The sequence below is a fragment of the Humiphilus diazotrophicus genome (assembly GCF_059726315.1).
Map to the genome: position 1 here is coordinate 3,275,750 of NZ_AP040870.1, position 20,185 is coordinate 3,295,934.

Sequence of the window (20,185 nt, forward strand, 5' to 3'; positions counted from 1 at the left end):
TACGGCAAGCAATACTCTCAAAAGAAGGGCAGGTTTGGAAAGGGGCAAATGAATGCCCTTAGCTTGTAGTATTCATCTAGACAATCGTTTGCTTATCCTCCAGCGATAGCTCCAAGAATAATGAAGGGCTCATGCCCCTTCATGACGGCCTCGGGCAATGGCGTATCTGGCGAGTCGTGGGATAGATCTTCCCCGCAGGCAAAGAATCGTAGAAACGCCCGGCGTTGCTTGCTATCCCGATCGCGAATCGTCCCGCATAGCATTGGATAACGGGCTTCCAGGGCATCGAGGACTGACCGTTGCGTGGCCAAGCCCTCGATATCCAGTTCAACCTCACTGCCAACACCCGCAAGGTTCCGCAGATGATACGGAAGCTCGACTCGGATCATGGCAACGTCTGGACCTCAACGGAAAGAACAGCCGGAAGGTCCCGCACAATCGGCGCCCAGGTCTCTCCCGCATTTGCCGATGCATATACCTGACCGCCTGTGGTTCCGAAATACACACCGCAGGAGTCGAGGCTATCGACAGCCATTGCATCGCGAAGGACGTTCACATAGCAATCTTTTTGTGGCAGCCCCGTCGTGAGTGGTTCCCACTCATTCCCTCCGGTCTTACTACGATAGACACAAAGCTTCCCATCCATCGGATAATGCTCGGAGTCGCTTTTGATTGGCACTACATAGATAGTGTCCGGCTCATGTGCATGAACATCGATGACAAAGCCGAAGTCTGTCGGAAGGTTTCCACTTACTTCCTGCCACGATTCCCCTGCATTGTCGCTACGCATAACGTCCCAATGCTTCTGCATGAACAAGACATTCGGACGGGAGCGATGCATGGCAACGTGATGAACACAATGGCCGACTTCCGCCTCGGGATCCGGAATGTACTTCGAGTTCAGCCCACGATTTATCGGCTTCCATGTTTTTCCTCCATCGTCGGTTCGGAAGGCGCCCGCAGCAGAAATGGCAATATAGATTCTGCCGGGATCACTGGGATCGAGAATAACGGTGTGTAAGCACATTCCCCCCGCACCGGGCTGCCACTTCGACCCTGTGTCATGACCACGCAAACCGGATAGCTCCTGCCAGTTATGGCCGCCATCGTCGGAGCGGAAAAGAGCGGCATCCTCGACACCTGCGTAAACGACCTCGGAGTCGGTTAGCGATGGTTCAAGATGCCAGACACGTTTAAACTCCCAGGGATGGGGTGTCCCGTCATACCACTGATGTGTTCCTGGAGTTCCTTCGTAGCTGAACTTATTACTTACCGATTCCCACGTCTTTCCACCATCGTTGGAGCGTTGTAAAACTTGCCCGAACCATTCGCTGGTCTGCGAAGCATAGAGGCGATCCGGGTTCACAGGAGATCCTTTGACGTGGTAGATCTCCAAACCACCAAAATGAGGACCACTGACCTCCCATTTTTCGCGCTTGCCGTCGGATGTCAGGATGAATGCACCTTTGCGCGTACCTACAAGTACTCGAACCTTGCTCATTCCATACTCCTTTTCACGGTTTTCTATTTACTAGAGCAATTCAGGTTTAGGTATGGACACCCAAAGAATCGTGTCTACACCGAAACCTAAAATGACCTAACCGGGGAAGACCTTTCTCAACCATGGGCAGAGCCACAGAAGGATGCACCTCGGCTCAATAGAGAATCGAATGGGAGATCCGCAAATCGACAACAAGACTTCGAAAATTTTGGCTGATCGATACGGTTAATAGAAGTCGCTGCAGCTCAAAAAGAAACCACAGGTTTCGCAGACCATCTTGCAACGCCAATCCTTCAGATGTGCTCCACATTGAGGGCAATAGGTCGAGAGGTCTCGTTTTGAAGTTTCCGGCGCGGGCTGCAAGTTATTGGGGGAATCAAGAACTTGGTCTTTTTGCATAGCTGCCTGCCAGTGTACAGCTGGAGATAAAGTCTTGGTGCTGAGATTGGGGGAATTGATTTCAATGTCACCCTTCAGTCGCAGCCTCAGACAAATCATTCTAAAACTTAGAGATAATCACTACGTTGCATTTGGATGGCTACCGTCACGAGTAATTGGCAACAAAGAGAAAGCTTCGAATTGCCAAGTGATTCAAGCCAGCCTAATCCTCTGATTACCCAATATTTACGACCCTCGCAGCACTCGCAGGTATTGTCGCCGAGAAGTTTGGTCTCAGCGGCGGAGGACCCTTCCTGCTTTTCCTGCGATTTTCCCGGCAAGCGCCAGCCTTATCGAAAAGCATGAGAGCCAACGTAAAGCCTCCCAGAACTAGACGGCTCTTGCCGGGCCACAAAGACTGCTGGAGCCTCTACCGCGGGCGGGACCATAGGCTCTATCGGCAAGCAGCCAACCATCCCGCCCCTTGTCGATACATGGAATTTGCGTAAGACTTACCGCATGAATACGGCACAAGATCTTGCATCGCTATTTCGTCGTGACCTAACTAGACTTGAGCAGGAAATCCAAGCCTTCCCCGACGAAGGAACACTCTGGGAAATTGCCCCTGGAATAACGAACTCTGCAGCGAATCTTACCCTACATCTAGAAGGTAACTTGCGTGAATTTGTAGGGCGGCAACTTGGGGGTATTCCTTACGAGCGCCATCGCGATGAGGAATTTTCATCGAAGAACATTGCAGCCAAAGAGCTGCTTGCACGCATAGGCCACCTGAAGCAGGTGATTCCGGACGTAATCGCATCCCTGCCAGAAGAAAAGCTGGCAACCGATTTTCCTGAGAAGGTCTTCAAAACCACCTTGCCGACACTGCAATTTCTCATGAGCCTTTATGCCCATCTGAATTGGCATCTTGGCCAGATAGACTACCTGCGCAGATTTGTCACGCAGCACTCGGCAATTGAGCTGGCTTCCCTATAGAGCCTACAGAGCGCTCCCTGCGATTTGATCCTGTGCTGATCAAATCGTATGGGAGGCTTAATCACCTTAGCAGTTATCTTGCTTTCTTCTCTTTCCCCTCTTTCGCTTGCTTTCCTATAGCCGACAGATACCGGCGATAAGCGGCGAGCCTGGAGGGAACAGCGTGATAGAAGATGTGTTGCCCACTCCGCCGCGAGGTAATCAATCCAGCCTGGGTCAGCACCCTTAAATGGTGAGAGATTGTTGCACCGGAGATGGGCTGACAAGCACACAGTTCTCCGCAATAAAGTTCTTTCCGACCCATAATCTGACTGTAGATACCCAACCTCGTCGGATCCCCTAAAGCCTTACCGATCAGGGCCGCGTCTGTTTCTGTTACATCGGCCATACCTATAACGATGCAGTAAGCCAAGCTTCCTCCGCAACATAATTTAGAGTGCACTCTCACTTCTGTGTGGAAAAGTTCGTGAATCCAGATATTTCGATAAACATCAAAATATTCACCTGAAGTACGTCCCGATTCCTTTTCTGGAGTGCCACCATGTGGATTGTTCGACTTGCGCTAAACCGGCCCTACACCTTCATTGTGGCCTCATTACTGATCATTATTCTTGGGGTAACGTCGATTGCGACGACCCCGACGGACATCTTTCCGAATATCGATATCCCGGTAATCACGGTCATCTGGTCCTACTCTGGTCTTCCAACCTCAGAGATGGAGCACCGTATCACCACCTTCAGTGAATTCGTAATGGCGGTGGTGAACGATGTGAAGTCTATTGACTCGCAAACAGTCAACGGCACAAGTGTCATCAAAATCTACTTCCATCCCCAGGTACGCATTGACGCCGCAATGTCCCAGGTAGGTGCCGCGGTGCAGTCGATTCGTTTCCGCATGCCACCTGGGGTGAATCCACCGTGGATATTACGCTTCAGTGCCTCGACAGTGCCGATCATTCAGTTATCTCTATCGAGCGATAGTATTTCGGAGTCGGCGCTGTATGACTACGGCATTTTCCGCGTCCGGCAACAACTTTCGACAGTGCCGGGAACGCTCCTTCCGGCACCATACGGCGGGGTATCGCGCCAGATCATGGTCGATCTCGACCAAAATGCTCTACAAGCTAAAGGGCTGACGCCCATTGACGTCACCAATGCAATCAACGCTCAGAACGTAACGCTGCCTTCAGGTTCAGTCAAAGTAGGAGCCCGGGAATACACCGTAAGTACGAACTCCAGCCCAGTAGATGCCTTGACCCTGAACGACGTCCCCGTTAAGCAGGTCAATGGGGCGATGGTCTACGTTCGTGACGTGGCGCATGTACGCGACGGTTGGGCCGTTCAGCAGAACGTTGTTCGCTCAAATGGCAAACCTTCTGTCCTGCTGACCATCATGAAGACCGGTTCGGTATCGACATTAGATATCGTGAACCAGATCAAGCGCGATATTCTGCCCACATCGAGAGCAGCAGCGCCGAAGGGGATGGAGATACACGAGCTTTTCGATCAGTCGATTTTTGTTCGTGCGTCGATACAAGGAGTACTGCGAGAGGGAATCATCGCGGCGGCATTAACGGCCTTAATGATTCTTCTTTTTCTGGGAAGCTGGCGCAGCACCCTAATCATCGCCATCTCGATTCCACTGTCGATTTTGAGCTCGATTATCGTGCTCAGCGCCCTGGGCCACACTCTAAACACGATGACGCTGGGCGGTCTTGCACTGGCAATCGGAATCCTGGTAGACGATGCAACCGTGACCATCGAGAATATTCACCGGCACATGGGGCGGCAATCGCTCTATGACGCGGTGTTGATCGGCGCATCGGAAATTGCAACGCCAACCTTTGTCTCGACGCTTACGATCTGCATCGTCTTCGTTTCCGTTGTCTTTCTGACAGGCCCGGCGAAGTATCTCTTTACGCCGATGGCATTAGCTGTAGTCTTTGCCATGCTGGCTTCTTATGTGTTATCGAGAACCCTCGTTCCCGTCCTGGTGAATTACTTGCTCGGAACGGAGCAGCACCCGGTCGATCCTGCAACCGGCATCGTAGAAGGTGTTCAGCACAAGAGCTGGTTTGGGCATATCAATGATCGCTTCAATGACGGGTATTTGTGGGTACGCACCCGCTACACAGAAATATTGCGCCGCTTCCTTGCACATCGGAAGGCCGCTCTATTGTCCTCCGCGGCCGTGATGGCAACAGCATTCCTTCTTCTACCGTTTGTGGGAAGAGACTTCTTCCCGGCAGTGGATGCAGGCCAGTTCCGGCTGCACGTACGTGCTCCCGCCGGAACGCGAATTGAGGAAAGCAAAGTTATCTTTAGTCGGGTAGAAGATCAGATCCGCCAAACCATTCCGGCAAAAGAGCTCGAACTGACGCTGGACAATATCGGCTTGCCTCCTGAGACCTTCAACGATGCTTTCGGAGACGGAGCAACTATCGGAAGCTTCGATGGTGAGGTTCTGGTCTCGCTGAATGCTAAGCATCATGGTTCTACCGAGAAGTACGTGAAGCAACTTCGTCGCCGCTTGCAGACGCAGTTTCCGGAATTGATCTTCTATTTCCAGCCGTCGGATATCGTGACGCAGATTTTGAACTTCGGTCTACCGGCACCAATCGATGTACAGATTCAAGGTTACGATCCGAACAACTATGAAATCGCACGTGAACTGCGTTCGAGGATTGCATCGATTCCGGGAGCTGTCGACGTTCACCTTCATCAGGTGGTGAATGGCCCAGACATGCACCTCGATATTGACCGTACGCGAGCAGCTCAATTCGGACTTACCCAGCAGGATGTAGCCAATAGCGTTTATGTCTCTCTCAGTTCGAGCGCGGCTGTACAGCCGAACTTCTGGCTCGATCCCAAGATGGGCATGACCTATATGGTCGCAACGCAAACGCCACAATATCGGTTGGACTCGGTAAATGCTCTCGAGAACACACCGATCCCGCTGCATACGCTCTCCAACCGCACGGAATTGCTGGGAAACATGGCAACGCTTTCTCCCTCGATTCAACCAGTTGTGGCCAACCATCACAACGTTCAGCCTGTATTCGATATCTATGCGAATACGCAAAACAGCGATCTAGGCTCGGTTGCGGCTAAAGTGCAGCGAATTATCAAGGAGGAGAACAAGAAGCTTGCTCCGGGAAACATCATCGTCCTGCGCGGACAGGTGGAGAGTATGCGGGAAGCTTTTACACGCCTGGGATTAGGGCTGGTATTCGCGGCTCTGCTCGTCTACCTGCTGATGGTGGTGAATTATCAGAGCTGGCTCGACCCGTTCATCATCATCTGCGCATTGCCCGGAGCTTTCTGCGGAATTGTGTGGGCGCTCTTCCTTACCCAGACGACCTTCAACGTTCCCAGCTTGATGGGCGCCATCATGTCGATTGGCGTAGCAACGGCGAACTCAATTCTGCTTGTAACCTTCGCGAATCAAAAACGTGAGGAAGGACGTTCTGCACTGCAGGCAGCAATTGATGCAGGATGCACCAGATTGCGCCCTATCTGCATGACTGCGTTTGCAATGATCATCGGTATGCTACCGATGGCCTTCGGACTCGGAGAAGGTGGAGAACAAAATGCTCCTCTAGCACGAGCGGTAATCGGAGGTCTGTCGGTGGCAACCTTCGCGACGCTGTTCTTTGTTCCTCTAATGTTCAGCATCATTCACGAAAGAAGTGAAACCTCGAAACAGGAGATTGCCTGATGCACACCAGTGGCAGCACTCAAATTCTTGAAAACCCGAAGAAGACCGCTAGAGGCCGCATCGTAAGAATTGTTGCCGGCATTCTCTTACTCTCGGGGTTAATCGTTGTCGGCATAGTGCCTCGACTGGAGCGCCAGCGAGACGCGCTTGCCGCCGTTCGGGAGGCAGCCGTAACGCATCCCGTTGTCTCAGTAATTCATCCGGAACAGGCTCCTCCCCAATCGGAGCTCGTCTTGCCCGGCAACATTCAACCTATCTACACAGCATCTGTCTATGCCCGATCGGACGGCTATGTGGAAAGAAGAACTGTCGATATCGGTTCCCAGGTACACGCGGGAGAGATCCTGGCTATCATCTCCTCGCCTGAGATCGATCAACAACTGACTCAAGCACGCGCAACGGTCATACAAGCCCAGGCAACAGTGCAGCAAACCAGAGCGAATTTAGAGCAGGCTAAGGCAAACGTCGAACTCGCGCGCGTCACGAAGGATCGCTATGTAGCCTTGGGAAAGAGCGACGTAATTTCGCGGCAGTCGGTCGATGAAGCAGTACAAACTTTCAATGCAAGATCTGCCGATGTGTCATCGGCTCAGGCAAACATCGCCGTAGCAGAAGCTAATCTCAAGGCGAATCAGGCAAATGTACAGCGGCTGACACAGCTACAAGGTTTTGAGCGAGTGGTAGCACCCTTCGACGGGGTAATTACGGAACGCAATGTTGAGCGTGGCGACCTGGTGAATGCAGGAGGGAACGGAAGCAAGAACCTCTTCACCATCTCTCAGAGCAAAACGCTTCGTATTCAGGTAAATGTTCCACAGTCGCAAGCCGTCAATATCCAGCCGGGACAGAAAGCCACCATTGAAGTTCGGGAAAGGCCTGGCCGCCAATATACCGGTGTAATTGTCCGTCGCGCCGATTCACTCGATGCAGCTGCTCGCACCATGTTGACCGAGGTGCAAGTCGATAACAGTGACGGCTCGTTGCTTCCGGGAATGTATGCGCAGGTCAAATTTGTACTTGCCCGGACTCAGCCGACGCTGGTTATTCCGTCCAACGCATTGGTTGTCGACAAGAACGGCATGCACGTCGTTTCTGTTTCGTCTACCAAGCAGATTCACTTCCAGACAGTTGAAGTAGGAAGAGATCTGGGAACGAAAGTGGAAATTGTTCGCGGGCTCGATGGTCAGGAATCTCTGGTATCGAATCCGGGAGATTTGTTAGCCGAGGGGCAGCAGGTAGAGGTAAGGTGACAAACCTTTGACATACCTCTACTGCTTTCCGCACAGAAAGCAGTATGATGGTGATGTCGGGATACCGACGAAATACGTCTTCAGGGCGGGGTGAAAGTCCCCACCGGCGGTAAGTTCTTCAAGAACAAGCCCGCGAGCGCCTGCAACGTTGCAGGGACAGCAGATCTGGTGCGATTCCAGAGCCGACGGTTAGAGTCCGGATGAAAGAAGATGTGCAGGTTTGGTGCGGCCAGAGTCTCACGACTTTGGCCGTACAGTTTGCCCTTTTGCCCTGAAACGTTTGTCGCGAAAGCGAAGGAGCGTTTCAATGTCGACTCAAATATCTTCTAGACCTTCCACTAAATCTTCATCGTCTGACTCGCGGCTGGAAGAAGCATTAACAGCCATGCGCGAAGGTCGACCTGTTATCCTCACCGATCATGCAAATCGGGAAGACGAAGCCGACCTGATCGTCGCTGCCGAGCGGATCACGATTCCCACAATGGCGCTGCTGATTCGTGAATGCAGTGGAATTGTTTGCCTTTGCCTTACCCATCAGAACGCAAAACAGCTCCAGCTCCCCCCTATGGTCGAACATAATGAGAGCCGTTACGGCACGGCCTTCACTGTTTCCATCGACGCCCGGGATGGTATTACAACCGGTGTCTCCGCTCATGACCGGGTAAAGACGATCCAGGCAGCGATTCGTCCCAGTGCAAAACCCGAGGATCTGGTTCGCCCCGGTCACATATTTCCCTTACGCGCAGCTCCGGGAGGAGTTCTTGAGCGTCCAGGACATACGGAGGGAGCGGTGGAATTGGCGCAGATGGCAGGACTACGACCTGCGGCAATCCTCTGCGAGCTCATGAACCCTGATGGAACCATGATGCGAGGTAAGGAGGTCGTGGCATTCTCGCAGGAACATCGCCTGCCGCTGATTAGCATCGAGGATCTGATGAACGAGATTTCAGCCGTCGGAAGCGGATCATGTTGAAACAGCACGTCCAGAACATCTACGACAATCCCGATTTCTTTGCCGGATATCAAGAGCTTAGACGCACCGAGAGTGGAATCAATGTAGTTTTGGAACAGCCTGCCTTTCGCAGGCTGTTGCCCCCATTAGCAGGACTTAGAATCCTTGACGTTGGCTGTGGCTTTGGACACTTTGCGCGTTATGCACGGGAACAGCAGGCACACGAGATCTATGGCATCGATCCCTCGGAAAAGATGCTGATCGAAGCACTTCACCTCACCCAAGATGCACATATCCATTACATCCATCGATCTATCGAAAAATACGCACCTGTAGTTGGCAGCTTCGATCTGGTCGTCTCTTCTCTAGCTTTCCACTATGTCCAGGACTACAAAGCTGCTGTCCGAAAAATTCAGGCATCACTCAAATCCGGTGGACGCTTTGTCTTCTCAGTGGAACACCCTATATGCACCGCCAGCCCTACAGGCTGGTGCCGGGATCTTTCTCTTGACGAGTTGCATTGGCCTATCGACAACTACCACAACGAAGGGAAAAGACTTACAAGATGGTTTATAGATGGTGTAGTTAAGTTCCACCGAACAGTCGAAAGCTATCTCAACGGATTAATTGAAGCTGGATTCAGGCTTATCAGGGTAGAGGAACCAACACCCGCTCCTGAGGCTTTGCAAAAGAGGCCCGAACTATCACTACACTTCCGAAGGCCGTCGATACTCTTAATCGCCGCCCAGAAGATATAAGTTTATTGTCCGTACTCCGAAAGATAATAGGCCAATTGTCTTAGAGATTTTTGCTTAGTGCATTTCCCGAAAAGATGTATAGACCGAGATAATAAAATTCGGTGCGGCTTTCCTCCCAAGGAAACCGCTCTTCCCCTTGCTTGGAAAGTTCACAGTATTTAGGGAAATGCTTTAGTGCGGCTTCAAATCTGTAAAGCATTAAAGTCGCAAAGGAGTGCGGCTTCGCGAAGTTGCTTATCCAAGGTTAGGAAAACCCTTTCTTGAGGTATGCCTTCGCACCACTCTAGCGCTGCAGCCAACTGCAGCGCGCTACCTGCAGAGAGATCGTACCGGTCGACGAGGCGAATCGCGCGGGAGCGTAATGCTTCGGAAGGCTGCATCATCGCCCAGGACTCACTTAGGCTTTTTGCAAGCTTCCAAGCTGCTGTCCAGCCCTTTGAATCTATATGATGCAAGCGCACGAGGCGAGCCAGGATATTGGCAATTTCGACTGGAGCTCCCCACCAGACCACCATCTCATACTTCTTATATAGAGTAGATGCCTTCGCTGTCGCACTTTGACGTACACAAAGAGGCAACAGGATGCTGGTATCCCAAAACGCAGTGGATCGATTTATCGTCTTTCCCGCTCTTCCTGCCATAGTTGATCTATAACCTCATCGGAGATATTGCCCGGCGGTTCCGGCCAGGAGAAAGAAGCAGAACGAGACCTGCGCCGCAAGGAAGGAACAAGGGCTCCTCTGGCTATCAATCGCTGTTCCTGCTCGGAATAGTCACCTAAATGATAGGGAACAATCCGCGCCACAGGCTTATTGCGGTCGCAGACCACAATTTCTTCACCTTCCTCGACAAGCCTGATGTGCGCGCTAAGCTGTGCCTTTAAGTCGCTGATATTGACTACCTTCATGGAGCGATTGTAATAAACATGACCAAGTTGGTCATGTTCCTGTTGAGACTGAATTCATCGCTTGCGTATTCAGAACACTCTCTGTAAAGTAAGTTAACTCTGAGGTAACTTTCGGTTGAAGTTTCGACCGTCTTGAACTTTTTCCCTATAGATGTAATCCGAAGTAAAGATCAGAAACTACGCAGTTCCTCCAAGACAAATCGTTTGCCGTTATAGCTTCATCAGCACCACACATTAGCACCAACAGGCTCTAGTGGCTGCGAAGTTAAGTCTCCGGTTCTTCCCTTAACGATCTGCCGCAAGCAACTTGAGGAGAGACAGATGATGCGTTCACGTTTCTTGTTGTTATGTTCATGTATTCTCTTGCAGCTAGGCTTGATATCCGGCTTTGCTCAAACCATCACAGGCTCTATCACAGGAACAGTTACAGATCCAAGTGGAGCAGCTGTTCAGGGAGCCAAAGTTACCGCACTAAACACCGCTACGGGTATTCGCACAACCACAGAAACAAACCCGGCAGGCATCTACACTCTACGTTTCCTTCAGATTGGCCAATATAAGCTGACCATTGAAACCAGTGGGTTCCAGACAAGCACTGCGGGTCCCTTCAATCTTGAGGTCAGCCAGGAAGCAAAGATCGACGTAAGACTGCAGATAGGCCAAGCCAACGAGAATGTTCTCGTTTCTTCGGCTGCGCCTATCCTCAACACGGAAAACCTGACTACCGGCGATACGATTACAGCGCAGGCAGCTACGGAAGTTCCACTGCAAGCCCGCAACTTCTCTTCGCTTACGCTACTCGTTGCGGGCGCCGTTACCACGGCACCCAGCGCTCAGAACAGTATTGGACGCGCCGGATACAACGGTGGATTTTTCGTCAACGGCAACCGCGAACAGACGAACAACTATACCCTCGACGGCGCAGATATCAATGAATCGATCGACAACTATATCGCCTACAGCCCGAACGTAGATGCTTTAGGAGAGGTTCGCGTAATCACCGGCGATGCCACTGCCGAATACGGCAACTCCAATGGCGGCCAGATCGTAATGGTCACCAAGAGCGGCACAAACAATTTTCACGGCAACGCCTTCATGTTCCTGGAGAACACCAATCTCAACGCGAACAGCTGGACAAACAAGCACCATCCGAACCGCGCGGATTTTGGTGCAGTTCCTACGCTGAACCGGTCGATGTTCGGTGGAACCTTTGGCGGCCCGCTCTTGAGAGACAGACTGTTCTTCTTTGTCGATTATCAGGGTGCCAGACAACATAGCAGCACCTCGGAATCAAGAAGTGTTCCGAATGCAGCAATGCGGAGCGGTGTGATACCGGAAACCGGGCAGACAGTCCCGATCACCAATCCTGTTGCACAGTATCTTCTTGCACATCCGGAAGTGTATCCACTACCCAATGCGACGGGAACTGGAACCTACGGGTTAGTTAACAATTTCGTTGGAAGCTCCGGACAGGCAACGCACAATGACCAGGGCGACATAAAGATCGATTCCCGGCTCACCGCCCATGACAATCTTTCCGGAAGATTTTCAATCGGACGGGAAACAAGTGGATATACGAAAGTAGCACTCCCAACCGATATCCCCTCCAACAACTCGGATCCATACACCGGATTCATCCTCAACTGGACGCACGTCTTCTCTCCACGAGTGGTAAACGAAGCTCGTGCGGGTTATGGCCGTTCCCGCTATATTGGAACGCCCACGGACATCGCCGGAAAATTCGGAGCCGCAGGTAATCAGAAGCTGGGAATTCCTGGGGCTCAACTAGTACCAGGAATTAGTAGTTTCGATATCAGCGCTGTAGAGGGACTCAATCCTATTGGAGTACCGAAGGATGGATCTCTCGGAGGCATTGGCAGCGATAGCATTGTAAATGCCTATACCTATGGAGATGTGATGAGCTGGCAGCTCGCACGTCATACGCTGAAGTTCGGTGGCCAGGCACTACGGTACCAGCAGAATCGCTATTACTCCGGCAACGACGGAGCGCTCGGATATTTCGTCTATAGCGGTCAATTTTCAAACTCAAGCTGGCAAGATTTTCTTCAGGATCGAGCATACAAATATGGGCAAGGAGCTGTAACTGGACGTTGGGGGCAAAGGCAGTGGAGAGATGCTCTCTTCTTCCAGGACGATTTCAAGCTCAAGCCTAACCTAACCATCAATCTCGGGCTTCGCTGGGAGTGGGACCAGCCTCTATACGAGGTCAATGACAAGCAGGTCAATGTAAACATCTACACCGGTGCTGTGACCTATGCCGGAAAGAACGGTGCAAGCCGCGCTCTCTATCACGCCTTCTGGGGCGGCTTCATGCCCAGAGTAGGCTTTGCCTTCTCCCCGGAGAGATTCCATGAGCGGCTAGTCGTTCGCGGCGGCTATGGAATTACTAACTTCCTAGAGGGAACGGGCGCCAATCTCCGGTTAACTCTGAATCCACCGTACTTCGTCGATTCGTCGCAGCAATCGGAAAATGGAGAGTCCTTCCAATCAGAAAATGGATTTCCTCGTCCTGCAAACGCCAGTACGCTATCAGGAAATGTTCGCGCCTGGGATCCAAACCTCAAGCCTGCACTTATCCAGCAATTTAATCTCACGACCGAATATGCAATTAACAACAGCATCTCTTTGGTCGTAGCTTATCTTGGACAAGCTGGGAATCACCTTGTGAATCCACGGGAAGGAAACCAGAAGACATGCGCCACTTGCCCTTTACCCTTGGCAGCAGTATTGCCTGCGGTAACGGTAGTCAGCTATACGGAATCCAAAGCGAACATGAACTACAACGCGTTACAAACTACTATCCGTGAACGCGCTACAAACGGCCTTGAATTCCTTGCCAACTATACCTTCAGCAAATCCCTTACCAACAATCTTGGCTACTACGGAGCCGGTGGTGTTGCATCGCAGAGCGCTTACTGGCAAGACGCATACAACGGTGGTGGCGATTACGGACCTGCCTTTTTCGACGCTACTCACATCTTCTCGTTCTCCGGATACTACGACCTGCCTTTTGGCCGAGGTAAACTTTTCGGCAAAGGCATAAATCGCCTCGCCGATGAAGCTATCGGGGGATGGAAGGTTGGAGCTGTTGCAAGCCTGCATTCCGGCTTTCCGATCACGATTGCCTCCAATCAGCATTACTCCGCAAATCAACGCACCGATCGTGCAAACCACTATCGTCCACTAAAGATCAGGAATCAATCGACGGATCATTGGTTTGGTACCGATCCATCGGCCACGCGCTGCGCATTTGACGATCCAGTTCACGCAAGTTGCGCCTATGGAGAGGAAACGCTCAACGGCTTCGGTACTGCACGAGTGGGTAGCGAACGTGCACCATCATTCCACAATTTAGACGCGGCCCTAAGCAAAGCATTCACGATCACAGAAGGAACACATTTGGACTTCCGGGCGGACTTCTTTAATGTCTTGAATACCGTCAGCCTGGGGCCTCCGGAAGCGAATATTTCCTCTACAAACTTTGGGCAGATCACAAAGACCAACTCGACCGAACGTCAGATCCAGTTGGCACTGAAGCTGGTCTTCTAACAAAGGAAGGTACCTTATCCCCACTTGCGGCGGTGCTCAAACATGGGCATTCGCCGCTTTTTCCTTTTACGACCGAGGTAAAGGTGAAATCGGTATCCGGACAGCACTAGATCCATGCATTGCTCGGCTACCAAAAAATACTATTGAGACCTGAGTTTGCTCAGCTTCTTTTGAGCAATAGCAAGTGCCTGGTAATAGCGCTCCGGCTTCTCCTCCAGCAGTGAATGCTCCACGCCTTTTTTGTATCCGTTGGTATAGATCGTATACATGACAGCCAGCGCACACCCCACCCCTAGACTGAAGCCAAAGAAATAGCCGATCATGACCGTCCAGAGACCTTCCATTATGCCTCCCTGCTAGTGCTCTGTTGTCAGGTATATCAAGAAAAGCCAGGCAATGTGTAATGGGGGATGAGGGACCGGATGCCCTCTAGTAGAGAGTAGAGGAATGAAGAATCAGAGAAAAAAAGCAGGAGCCCCGTTGGAGGCCTTGGGCCCCTGCTATCAAGACCTTCCGCCCAGCATGGCTTCAGGCTAAAGTCTTTTGCTGCTCCACTGGTTCCTTCTCTTTACCTTCAAAGATGCGGTAGAGAGTCGGAACAACGATCAAGGTGAGCAGCGTTGAAGTGATGAGACCGCCAATAACGACAATGGCCAGTGGTCTCTGCACCTCAGAACCCGGTCCGGTTGCAAATAGGAAGGGCACCAAGCCTAGCGCTGCCACAGTAGCCGTCATCATTACAGGCCGGAAGCGTAGCTTCGCTCCCTCCACAACGGCATCGAACTGCGGCATTCCAGCTTCGCGCAATTTACGAATGTAGGAGACCAACACCACGCCATTCAGCACGGCGATGCCCCAGAGTGCAATGAATCCTACCGATGCAGGCACCGATAGATACTCGCCACTTACATAGAGTGAAATGACACCTCCGATCGAAGCGAACGGCAGAACCATGATGATCAGGCTCGCAAAGCGCAAAGACCGGAAGAGCAGGAACAGGAGGAAGAAGATTGTTCCAATCGTAATCGGAACAATGATCATCAAGTGATGCAGCGCGCGCTGCATGTTCTGGAACTGTCCACCCCAGACGATGGAATAACCTGGAGGCAGTTCCACTTCACGATCGATCTTCTTCTGCAACTCAGCAACAAAGCCGCCAAGGTCGCGGTCCTTCACATTGACGCCGATTACGATACGACGCTTGGCTGTTTCGCGATTAATCTGTGCAGGACCTTCACTCACTTCGACTTTGGCCAGGTTTTCTAGCGGCACCTTCGGACCGCTGGGAGTACTTACCAGGATCTGACGGATGTCGCTGACAGTATCTCTTTGATCCTGAGGAAGACGAACAACCGCTTTGAAGCGTCTTTCTCCCTCGTAGATTTCCGTAGCAGCCTTCCCACCTATCGCCGTTTCGATCACGTCGTGCAGATCGGAGGCATTCAATCCATACCGGGCAATTACACCGCGATCAACGGTGATATTCAGATATTGTTGCCCGCCCACACGATCAACCTTGATGTCCTGGGTTCCGTGAATCGTCTTTGCCACCTGCGCAATACGATTGGCGCGTTCAACCAATACCCCCAGATCGTCACCGAAGAGCTTGATGGCCACATCGGCGCGAACGCCTGCCACCATCTCATCGACACGGTCTGAAATTGGTTGGGACATTACAAGGTTCACGCCCGGCATCACCGAGAGGCGTTTTCTGATCTCCTCTGCAATCTTGTCCTGAGTCAATCCCTTCGGACGCTTATCCCAGGGAGTCAACGAAGCAATAACATCTGTTTCATTCGGTCCTGCAGGATCGGCGGGAGATTCGCCACGGCCTAGTCGAGAAACTACGTTATCGACTCCAGGTATGCCACTGATAATCCGCATCATCTCCATTTCCATCTTGATGGATTCATTGAGAGAGATATTCGGAACTCGGTCAGCATTTGGCGAAAGTGTCCCTTCCTGCATTTCTGGAATGAACGATGTACCCAGGAACGGGAACAGGCTGAGAGCAAAGACAAATAGCGCAAGGACGATTGCAATGGACAAGCCGGGCTTGTTAATTGCACCGTGTAACAGACGATAGTAGGGCTTTCTGAGATTACGAACCAGCCAGGTATCTTTCTCAGAGCCACCTTTCAGGAACATCGCCGAAAGAACTGGAGAAAGAGTCAGCGACAGAATCAGAGAGATGCCCAACGCAATAGCAATCGTGTAGGCCAGAGGAGCAAACATCTTGCCCTCCATTCCCTCCAGTGTCATTAGCGGCAAGAAGACAACAATGATGATACCGACACCGAAAATGACCGGCGTGGATACTTCGGTAACCGCATCGAGTACAATTTTGGTTTTGCTCTTGTTCTCCGGATTGTGACTTAATTTTGCAAAGACATTCTCTACGACCACCACGGAGCCATCGACAATCAATCCTATGGCGATAGCCAGCCCACCCAGCGACATCAGATTTGCCGAGATGCCGTAGTGGTTCATGACCATAAACGTACATAGTGGAGTAAGAACCAGCGTAGCAATCACAATGATGCTAGATCGAATATCCCCAAGGAAGAGGAAGAGAATCACAATGACAAGAACAATGCCTTCCCCAAGAACCTTAGTGACCGTATGTATGGCGGCGTCCACCAGTTGTGAGCGGTCGTAATAGGGAACAATCTGCAAATTGCCGGGAATTTGATGCTTGTTATTTATTTCGGCAACGCGTTCCTTGACCTTGCTTACAATCTCCTTTGCATTACCGCCGGCCATCATCATGACAATACCGCCGGTGGCTTCGGAGTATCCGCCCTTCACCATCGCTCCGTAACGGACTTCTTCACCGATACGCACATCAGCTACGTCGCGGATGTAGACCGGAGTTCCGCCTGATTCCTTCAGAATGATGGAACGGATATCGTCAAGGCTATTGATGAGGCCTATGCCTCGAACGAGATATTGCTCATCATGTTGCGGAAGAATTCCGCCTCCGGAGTTGGCATTGTTGCGGGCAAGTGCTTGATAGACATCCTGTAGCGACAAGCCGTAGTAACGAATCTTTGCTGGATCGACGAGAATGTCGTACTGCTTAACGAAACCTCCGGTCGAATTGATCTCTGCCACGCCCGGAATAGAACGTAGCAAAGGACGCACGACCCAGTCCTGAATCGTACGGCGCTCTATTAGCTCTTGCTGTGTAAGCGCACGTTTTCCGTCATCGGGGCTTTCGAGTGTGTACTGGTAGACCTCTCCCAAGGCGGTCGAGACAGGCCCGAGTACAGGAACAACTCCCTCCGGAAGCTTCTCTCGCGCTTCAGTCAAACGCTCAGAGACAAGCTGGCGCTCGAAATAGACGTTTTTGTCGTCTTCGAAAACCAGAGTAATGATCGAGAGGCTCGGCTTGTTCAGCGAACGCATCTCGGTCAGACCGGGTAGACCGGTCATCGCAATCTCCAGAGGCACAGTAACGAAGCGTTCGACCTCTTCAGGAGAACGTCCCGGCACTTCCGTCGCAACCTGTACCTGAACATTGGTGACATCCGGAAAGGCGTCCACAGAAAGGTGCTGGGCCGCATTCATGCCGAAGACCATGAGTGCGAGAGCGACCACTACAATAACCAGGCGCTGCTTCAATGCAGCTTGAAGAATTGAGCGCAGCATATCTTATTGGCCGCCTTGCAGTGCATTCTGCTTGCGTTGATTGTTCACGTGGAATGCTCCGTCAAGGACAATCTTTTCCCCGGAACCCACGCCACCTACAAGGACGCGGAAGTCACCAAATTCGGGACCCAACTCCACTTTTCTAAGGTTGAAGATGCCAGCACTCTTTTCGACAAAGACGTAGTCCTGGTTCTGCTCACGCACGATAGCCGTTTCCGGAATCGTGAGTTTTTTCTGTGGATTGTCGCTCAGCTTCATCGTGGCCAACATCGCCGGCTTGTAGCGGCCAGCAGGGTTGGGAAGATTCATGCGGGTCCCAACGGTACGTGTCTCCGGATTGACAATTGCACTTACGAAGGAAAGCTTTCCTTGAATCTTGTCTTCCGGATAAGCTGGGATCTCTGCCTGTACCTCTTTACCCAGATAGATACTGCTGGCATTCTGCTCAGGAATATCGGCTACCAGCCAGGTATTGGAAAGATCCGCAACGAGGAATGCGGGATCGGCGGGCTGCACAATCTGGCCGATGGTGACTTTGCGCTCCAACACTGTACCGTTGATGCTGGAAACAATCGAATACTCGGAATTGATTTTGCGAGTCTGTTCGAGCCGGTGAATCGCGGCGTCAGACATGCCCAGGCCATGAAGCTGTTGACGAAGAGCCGCGACTTCAGCTGATGCCTGCAGGACTTCCGCATCGCGACGTTGCAGCTCCGCCGAACCAATCACATCCGCATTCACCAACAGCTTCGCACGTTCAGCGGATTTCAATGAAAGTTCATGCTGAGAATATGCCTTGATGAAGGCAAATTGCGTATCGGAGAGCTCAGTACTGTGAACCGTAGCCAGAACCTGACCGGCATGAACCCGCTGCCCTTCTAGAACAGTCAGCTTTGTAATTCGTCCGCTAACAGGAGAGCCAATACGAGCCAAACGTGTTGCATCGGCTTCTACTCGCGCCGCGACCTGCACGGTGTTCGTAACATCTTGCAGGATAGGATCTCCTACCTTAACCCGCTCCTGTAATGCAGGAGTAAGGCGAACTTCCGTGCTGTTCAAAGATGCTGCGCTGGTTTTGCCGGCGTCTGCATTTTTGGCGCTCTTGCAACCACTTGCCAATAACAACAGGCCTGCCGCCAGCATGACTTGAGCGAAGGTTTTAGAGGTGGTCATCTTTTACTTACTCCCTATCGTTATTGCGCCTAGCTGCTCAAGATCGATCAAAGCGAACTCCCGCTGGTATTGGGCATCCAGGAGATCGACACGAACACTTTGCAAAACGCGCTGTGCATCGAGGACCTCCATAATGCCTCGTTCGCCAAACTTGTATGCTGCCTGAGCTGCTTTAAGTGCAGCATCTGCTTGCTTCAGTGAGGCCGATTCAAAAACAACTACCTGCTGATGCGCCAGCTCATATTGCCCATACGAGCGCTCAAGAGAGGCGGTAAGTTCAAGTCGCCGCTGATCGGTTTCAGCCTTTGCGACATTCAATGAGGCTTTCGCCTCTTCAATCGGGCCCTTGCGCCGGTTCCATAGAGGAATGGCAACGTTGACGCCCATACGGTAGTAGGTCAAATCCGGCTGATGCTCATACTCTCCGGATAAGGCTGGTTGAGGAATTCTCAGTGCCTTCTGATTTTCCAATTGAAACTGTGCGCGCTCGGTATTGGCTTGTGCCTGAGCTAAATACGGATGGTTCGCCAATACCTGGTCGCGCAAGGAATCGAGGGAGGGCAGTGTAATTGGAGGATCCAGCTGGCCTTGCGGATCGATTTGCATATCAGGAGGAACGCCAACGGCGGCTCGTAACCCCGCGGTCGCCGCCACCAACTCAATCTGGGCATTCTTGACAAGAGTGCGGGCCTTCGCAATTTCGGCTTCGGCACGTGTCAATTCCAGTCGTCCGGCTTCGCCGACTTGAACTTGTACTTCGATACGACGCCGCAGATCCTCTACCAGTGCCAGATTCTCCCGGGCATAGCGAATCTCTTCCTTACGGCGAAGAACTTCATAAAATGCGTGCTTAACGTCAGACTGAACAGCCAGCAGAATACCGGCTTCGGCGTAATTGCTGCTTTTCGCACCTACGCGGGCAGCTTCAATTCTCGTCCGACGCTCCCGGGGAATTTCAATTACTTGCTGAGCACCATAATGCTGCAGCAGGCCGGGAGTACCGGGATTAGCTACTTTTCGCGCCGACTGATCTCCCATCTGGAAATCGAATTGCGGATTCGTATAGGCACGGGCGCTTTGAATTGCTGCGCGCGCTCCAGCGCTCACCGCTGCCGCAGCGCGCAACTGAGGATTATTCTTGCGGGCTAGAGCAAGCGCATCCTCAAGATGAAAAGCCGTAGCCCCCGACGCACTGCCCGATGCTGCGGGAGTTGAGTCGGCACTTTGCGCCGAAGAAACAAGAGATCCCGTAACTTGAGACAATGCTGGTGTAACCAACAAAAATACCAGCGTAACGACTGAATGAAAGCTCACGATCCCACTTAAGTGCA

The 20,185-nt window shown here is 51.9% G+C and carries 15 protein-coding genes and 1 riboswitch; of the genes, 6 read left to right on the forward strand and 9 right to left on the reverse strand.

The features are described 5' to 3' along the window. Positions 1-92 precede the first annotated feature (92 nt). Positions 93-389 carry a MoaD/ThiS family protein gene (locus tag AC6I7T_RS14085; protein WP_497794112.1) on the reverse strand — a complete coding sequence of 99 codons (297 nt, stop codon included), beginning with the start codon at positions 387-389 and terminating at the stop codon, positions 93-95. Next, on the reverse strand, positions 386-1,501 hold the full coding sequence (locus AC6I7T_RS14090; RefSeq protein ID WP_497794113.1) for a WD40/YVTN/BNR-like repeat-containing protein: 1,116 nt from the start codon (positions 1,499-1,501) through the stop codon (positions 386-388). Before AC6I7T_RS14090 ends, AC6I7T_RS14085 begins: the two co-directional genes overlap by 4 nt. A gap of 897 nt (positions 1,502-2,398) precedes the next feature. Here AC6I7T_RS14090 and AC6I7T_RS14095 point away from each other — a divergent pair. Next, positions 2,399-2,875, forward strand: a complete 477-nt coding sequence (locus tag AC6I7T_RS14095) for a DUF1572 family protein (RefSeq protein ID WP_497794115.1) — start codon at positions 2,399-2,401, stop codon at positions 2,873-2,875. Between the two features lie 73 nt (positions 2,876-2,948). Here the strand turns inward: AC6I7T_RS14095 and AC6I7T_RS14100 are convergent, their stop codons facing one another. Next, positions 2,949-3,287, reverse strand: a complete 339-nt coding sequence (locus tag AC6I7T_RS14100; protein ID WP_497794116.1) for an ArsR/SmtB family transcription factor — start codon at positions 3,285-3,287, stop codon at positions 2,949-2,951. A 129-nt stretch (positions 3,288-3,416) separates the two neighbouring features. Between AC6I7T_RS14100 and AC6I7T_RS14105 the strand changes: the two genes are divergently transcribed. From AC6I7T_RS14105 to AC6I7T_RS14120, 4 genes are all read left to right on the forward strand, one after another. Then, the gene (locus AC6I7T_RS14105; protein ID WP_497794117.1) at positions 3,417-6,593 is read left to right on the forward strand and encodes an efflux RND transporter permease subunit; all 3,177 of its coding nucleotides are present in this window, start codon (positions 3,417-3,419) and stop codon (positions 6,591-6,593) included. After that, positions 6,593-7,843, forward strand: a complete 1,251-nt coding sequence (locus AC6I7T_RS14110) for an efflux RND transporter periplasmic adaptor subunit (RefSeq protein WP_497794118.1) — start codon at positions 6,593-6,595, stop codon at positions 7,841-7,843. The genes AC6I7T_RS14105 and AC6I7T_RS14110 overlap by 1 nt, the downstream gene beginning before the upstream one ends. A gap of 72 nt (positions 7,844-7,915) precedes the next feature. After that, a riboswitch (FMN riboswitch) is annotated at positions 7,916-8,059 on the forward strand. A 91-nt stretch (positions 8,060-8,150) separates the two neighbouring features. Further along, positions 8,151-8,816, forward strand: a complete 666-nt coding sequence (ribB, locus tag AC6I7T_RS14115; RefSeq protein WP_497794119.1) for a 3,4-dihydroxy-2-butanone-4-phosphate synthase — start codon at positions 8,151-8,153, stop codon at positions 8,814-8,816. Then, positions 8,810-9,553 (forward strand): class I SAM-dependent methyltransferase, encoded by a 744-nt coding sequence (locus tag AC6I7T_RS14120; RefSeq protein WP_497794120.1) that lies wholly within the window; start codon positions 8,810-8,812, stop codon positions 9,551-9,553. Before ribB ends, AC6I7T_RS14120 begins: the two co-directional genes overlap by 7 nt. A gap of 182 nt (positions 9,554-9,735) precedes the next feature. Here AC6I7T_RS14120 and AC6I7T_RS14125 read toward each other — a convergent pair whose 3' ends face one another. Next, positions 9,736-10,194: a type II toxin-antitoxin system VapC family toxin gene (locus tag AC6I7T_RS14125; protein WP_497794122.1), complete on the reverse strand. Its 459-nt coding sequence runs from the start codon at positions 10,192-10,194 to the stop codon at positions 9,736-9,738. Beyond that, positions 10,167-10,460, reverse strand: a complete 294-nt coding sequence (locus tag AC6I7T_RS14130; RefSeq protein ID WP_497794123.1) for a type II toxin-antitoxin system Phd/YefM family antitoxin — start codon at positions 10,458-10,460, stop codon at positions 10,167-10,169. Before AC6I7T_RS14130 ends, AC6I7T_RS14125 begins: the two co-directional genes overlap by 28 nt. Before the next feature lie 321 nt (positions 10,461-10,781). Here AC6I7T_RS14130 and AC6I7T_RS14135 point away from each other — a divergent pair, with 321 nt between their 5' ends. Then, positions 10,782-14,030, forward strand: coding sequence for a TonB-dependent receptor (locus AC6I7T_RS14135; protein WP_497794124.1), 3,249 nt, complete (start codon positions 10,782-10,784; stop codon positions 14,028-14,030). A gap of 140 nt (positions 14,031-14,170) precedes the next feature. Here AC6I7T_RS14135 and AC6I7T_RS14140 read toward each other — a convergent pair whose 3' ends face one another. The 4 genes from AC6I7T_RS14140 to AC6I7T_RS14155 all read right to left on the reverse strand — a co-directional run bounded on the left by AC6I7T_RS14140 (position 14,171) and on the right by AC6I7T_RS14155 (position 20,168). Next, the gene (locus AC6I7T_RS14140; RefSeq protein ID WP_497794125.1) at positions 14,171-14,374 is read right to left on the reverse strand and encodes a hypothetical protein; all 204 of its coding nucleotides are present in this window, start codon (positions 14,372-14,374) and stop codon (positions 14,171-14,173) included. A gap of 184 nt (positions 14,375-14,558) precedes the next feature. Beyond that, positions 14,559-17,681 carry an efflux RND transporter permease subunit gene (locus AC6I7T_RS14145; protein WP_497794126.1) on the reverse strand — a complete coding sequence of 1,041 codons (3,123 nt, stop codon included), beginning with the start codon at positions 17,679-17,681 and terminating at the stop codon, positions 14,559-14,561. A gap of 3 nt (positions 17,682-17,684) precedes the next feature. Then, positions 17,685-18,854, reverse strand: coding sequence for an efflux RND transporter periplasmic adaptor subunit (locus AC6I7T_RS14150; protein WP_497794127.1), 1,170 nt, complete (start codon positions 18,852-18,854; stop codon positions 17,685-17,687). A gap of 3 nt (positions 18,855-18,857) precedes the next feature. Further along, the gene (locus tag AC6I7T_RS14155; RefSeq protein ID WP_497794128.1) at positions 18,858-20,168 is read right to left on the reverse strand and encodes a TolC family protein; all 1,311 of its coding nucleotides are present in this window, start codon (positions 20,166-20,168) and stop codon (positions 18,858-18,860) included. Positions 20,169-20,185: the final 17 nt, after the last annotated feature.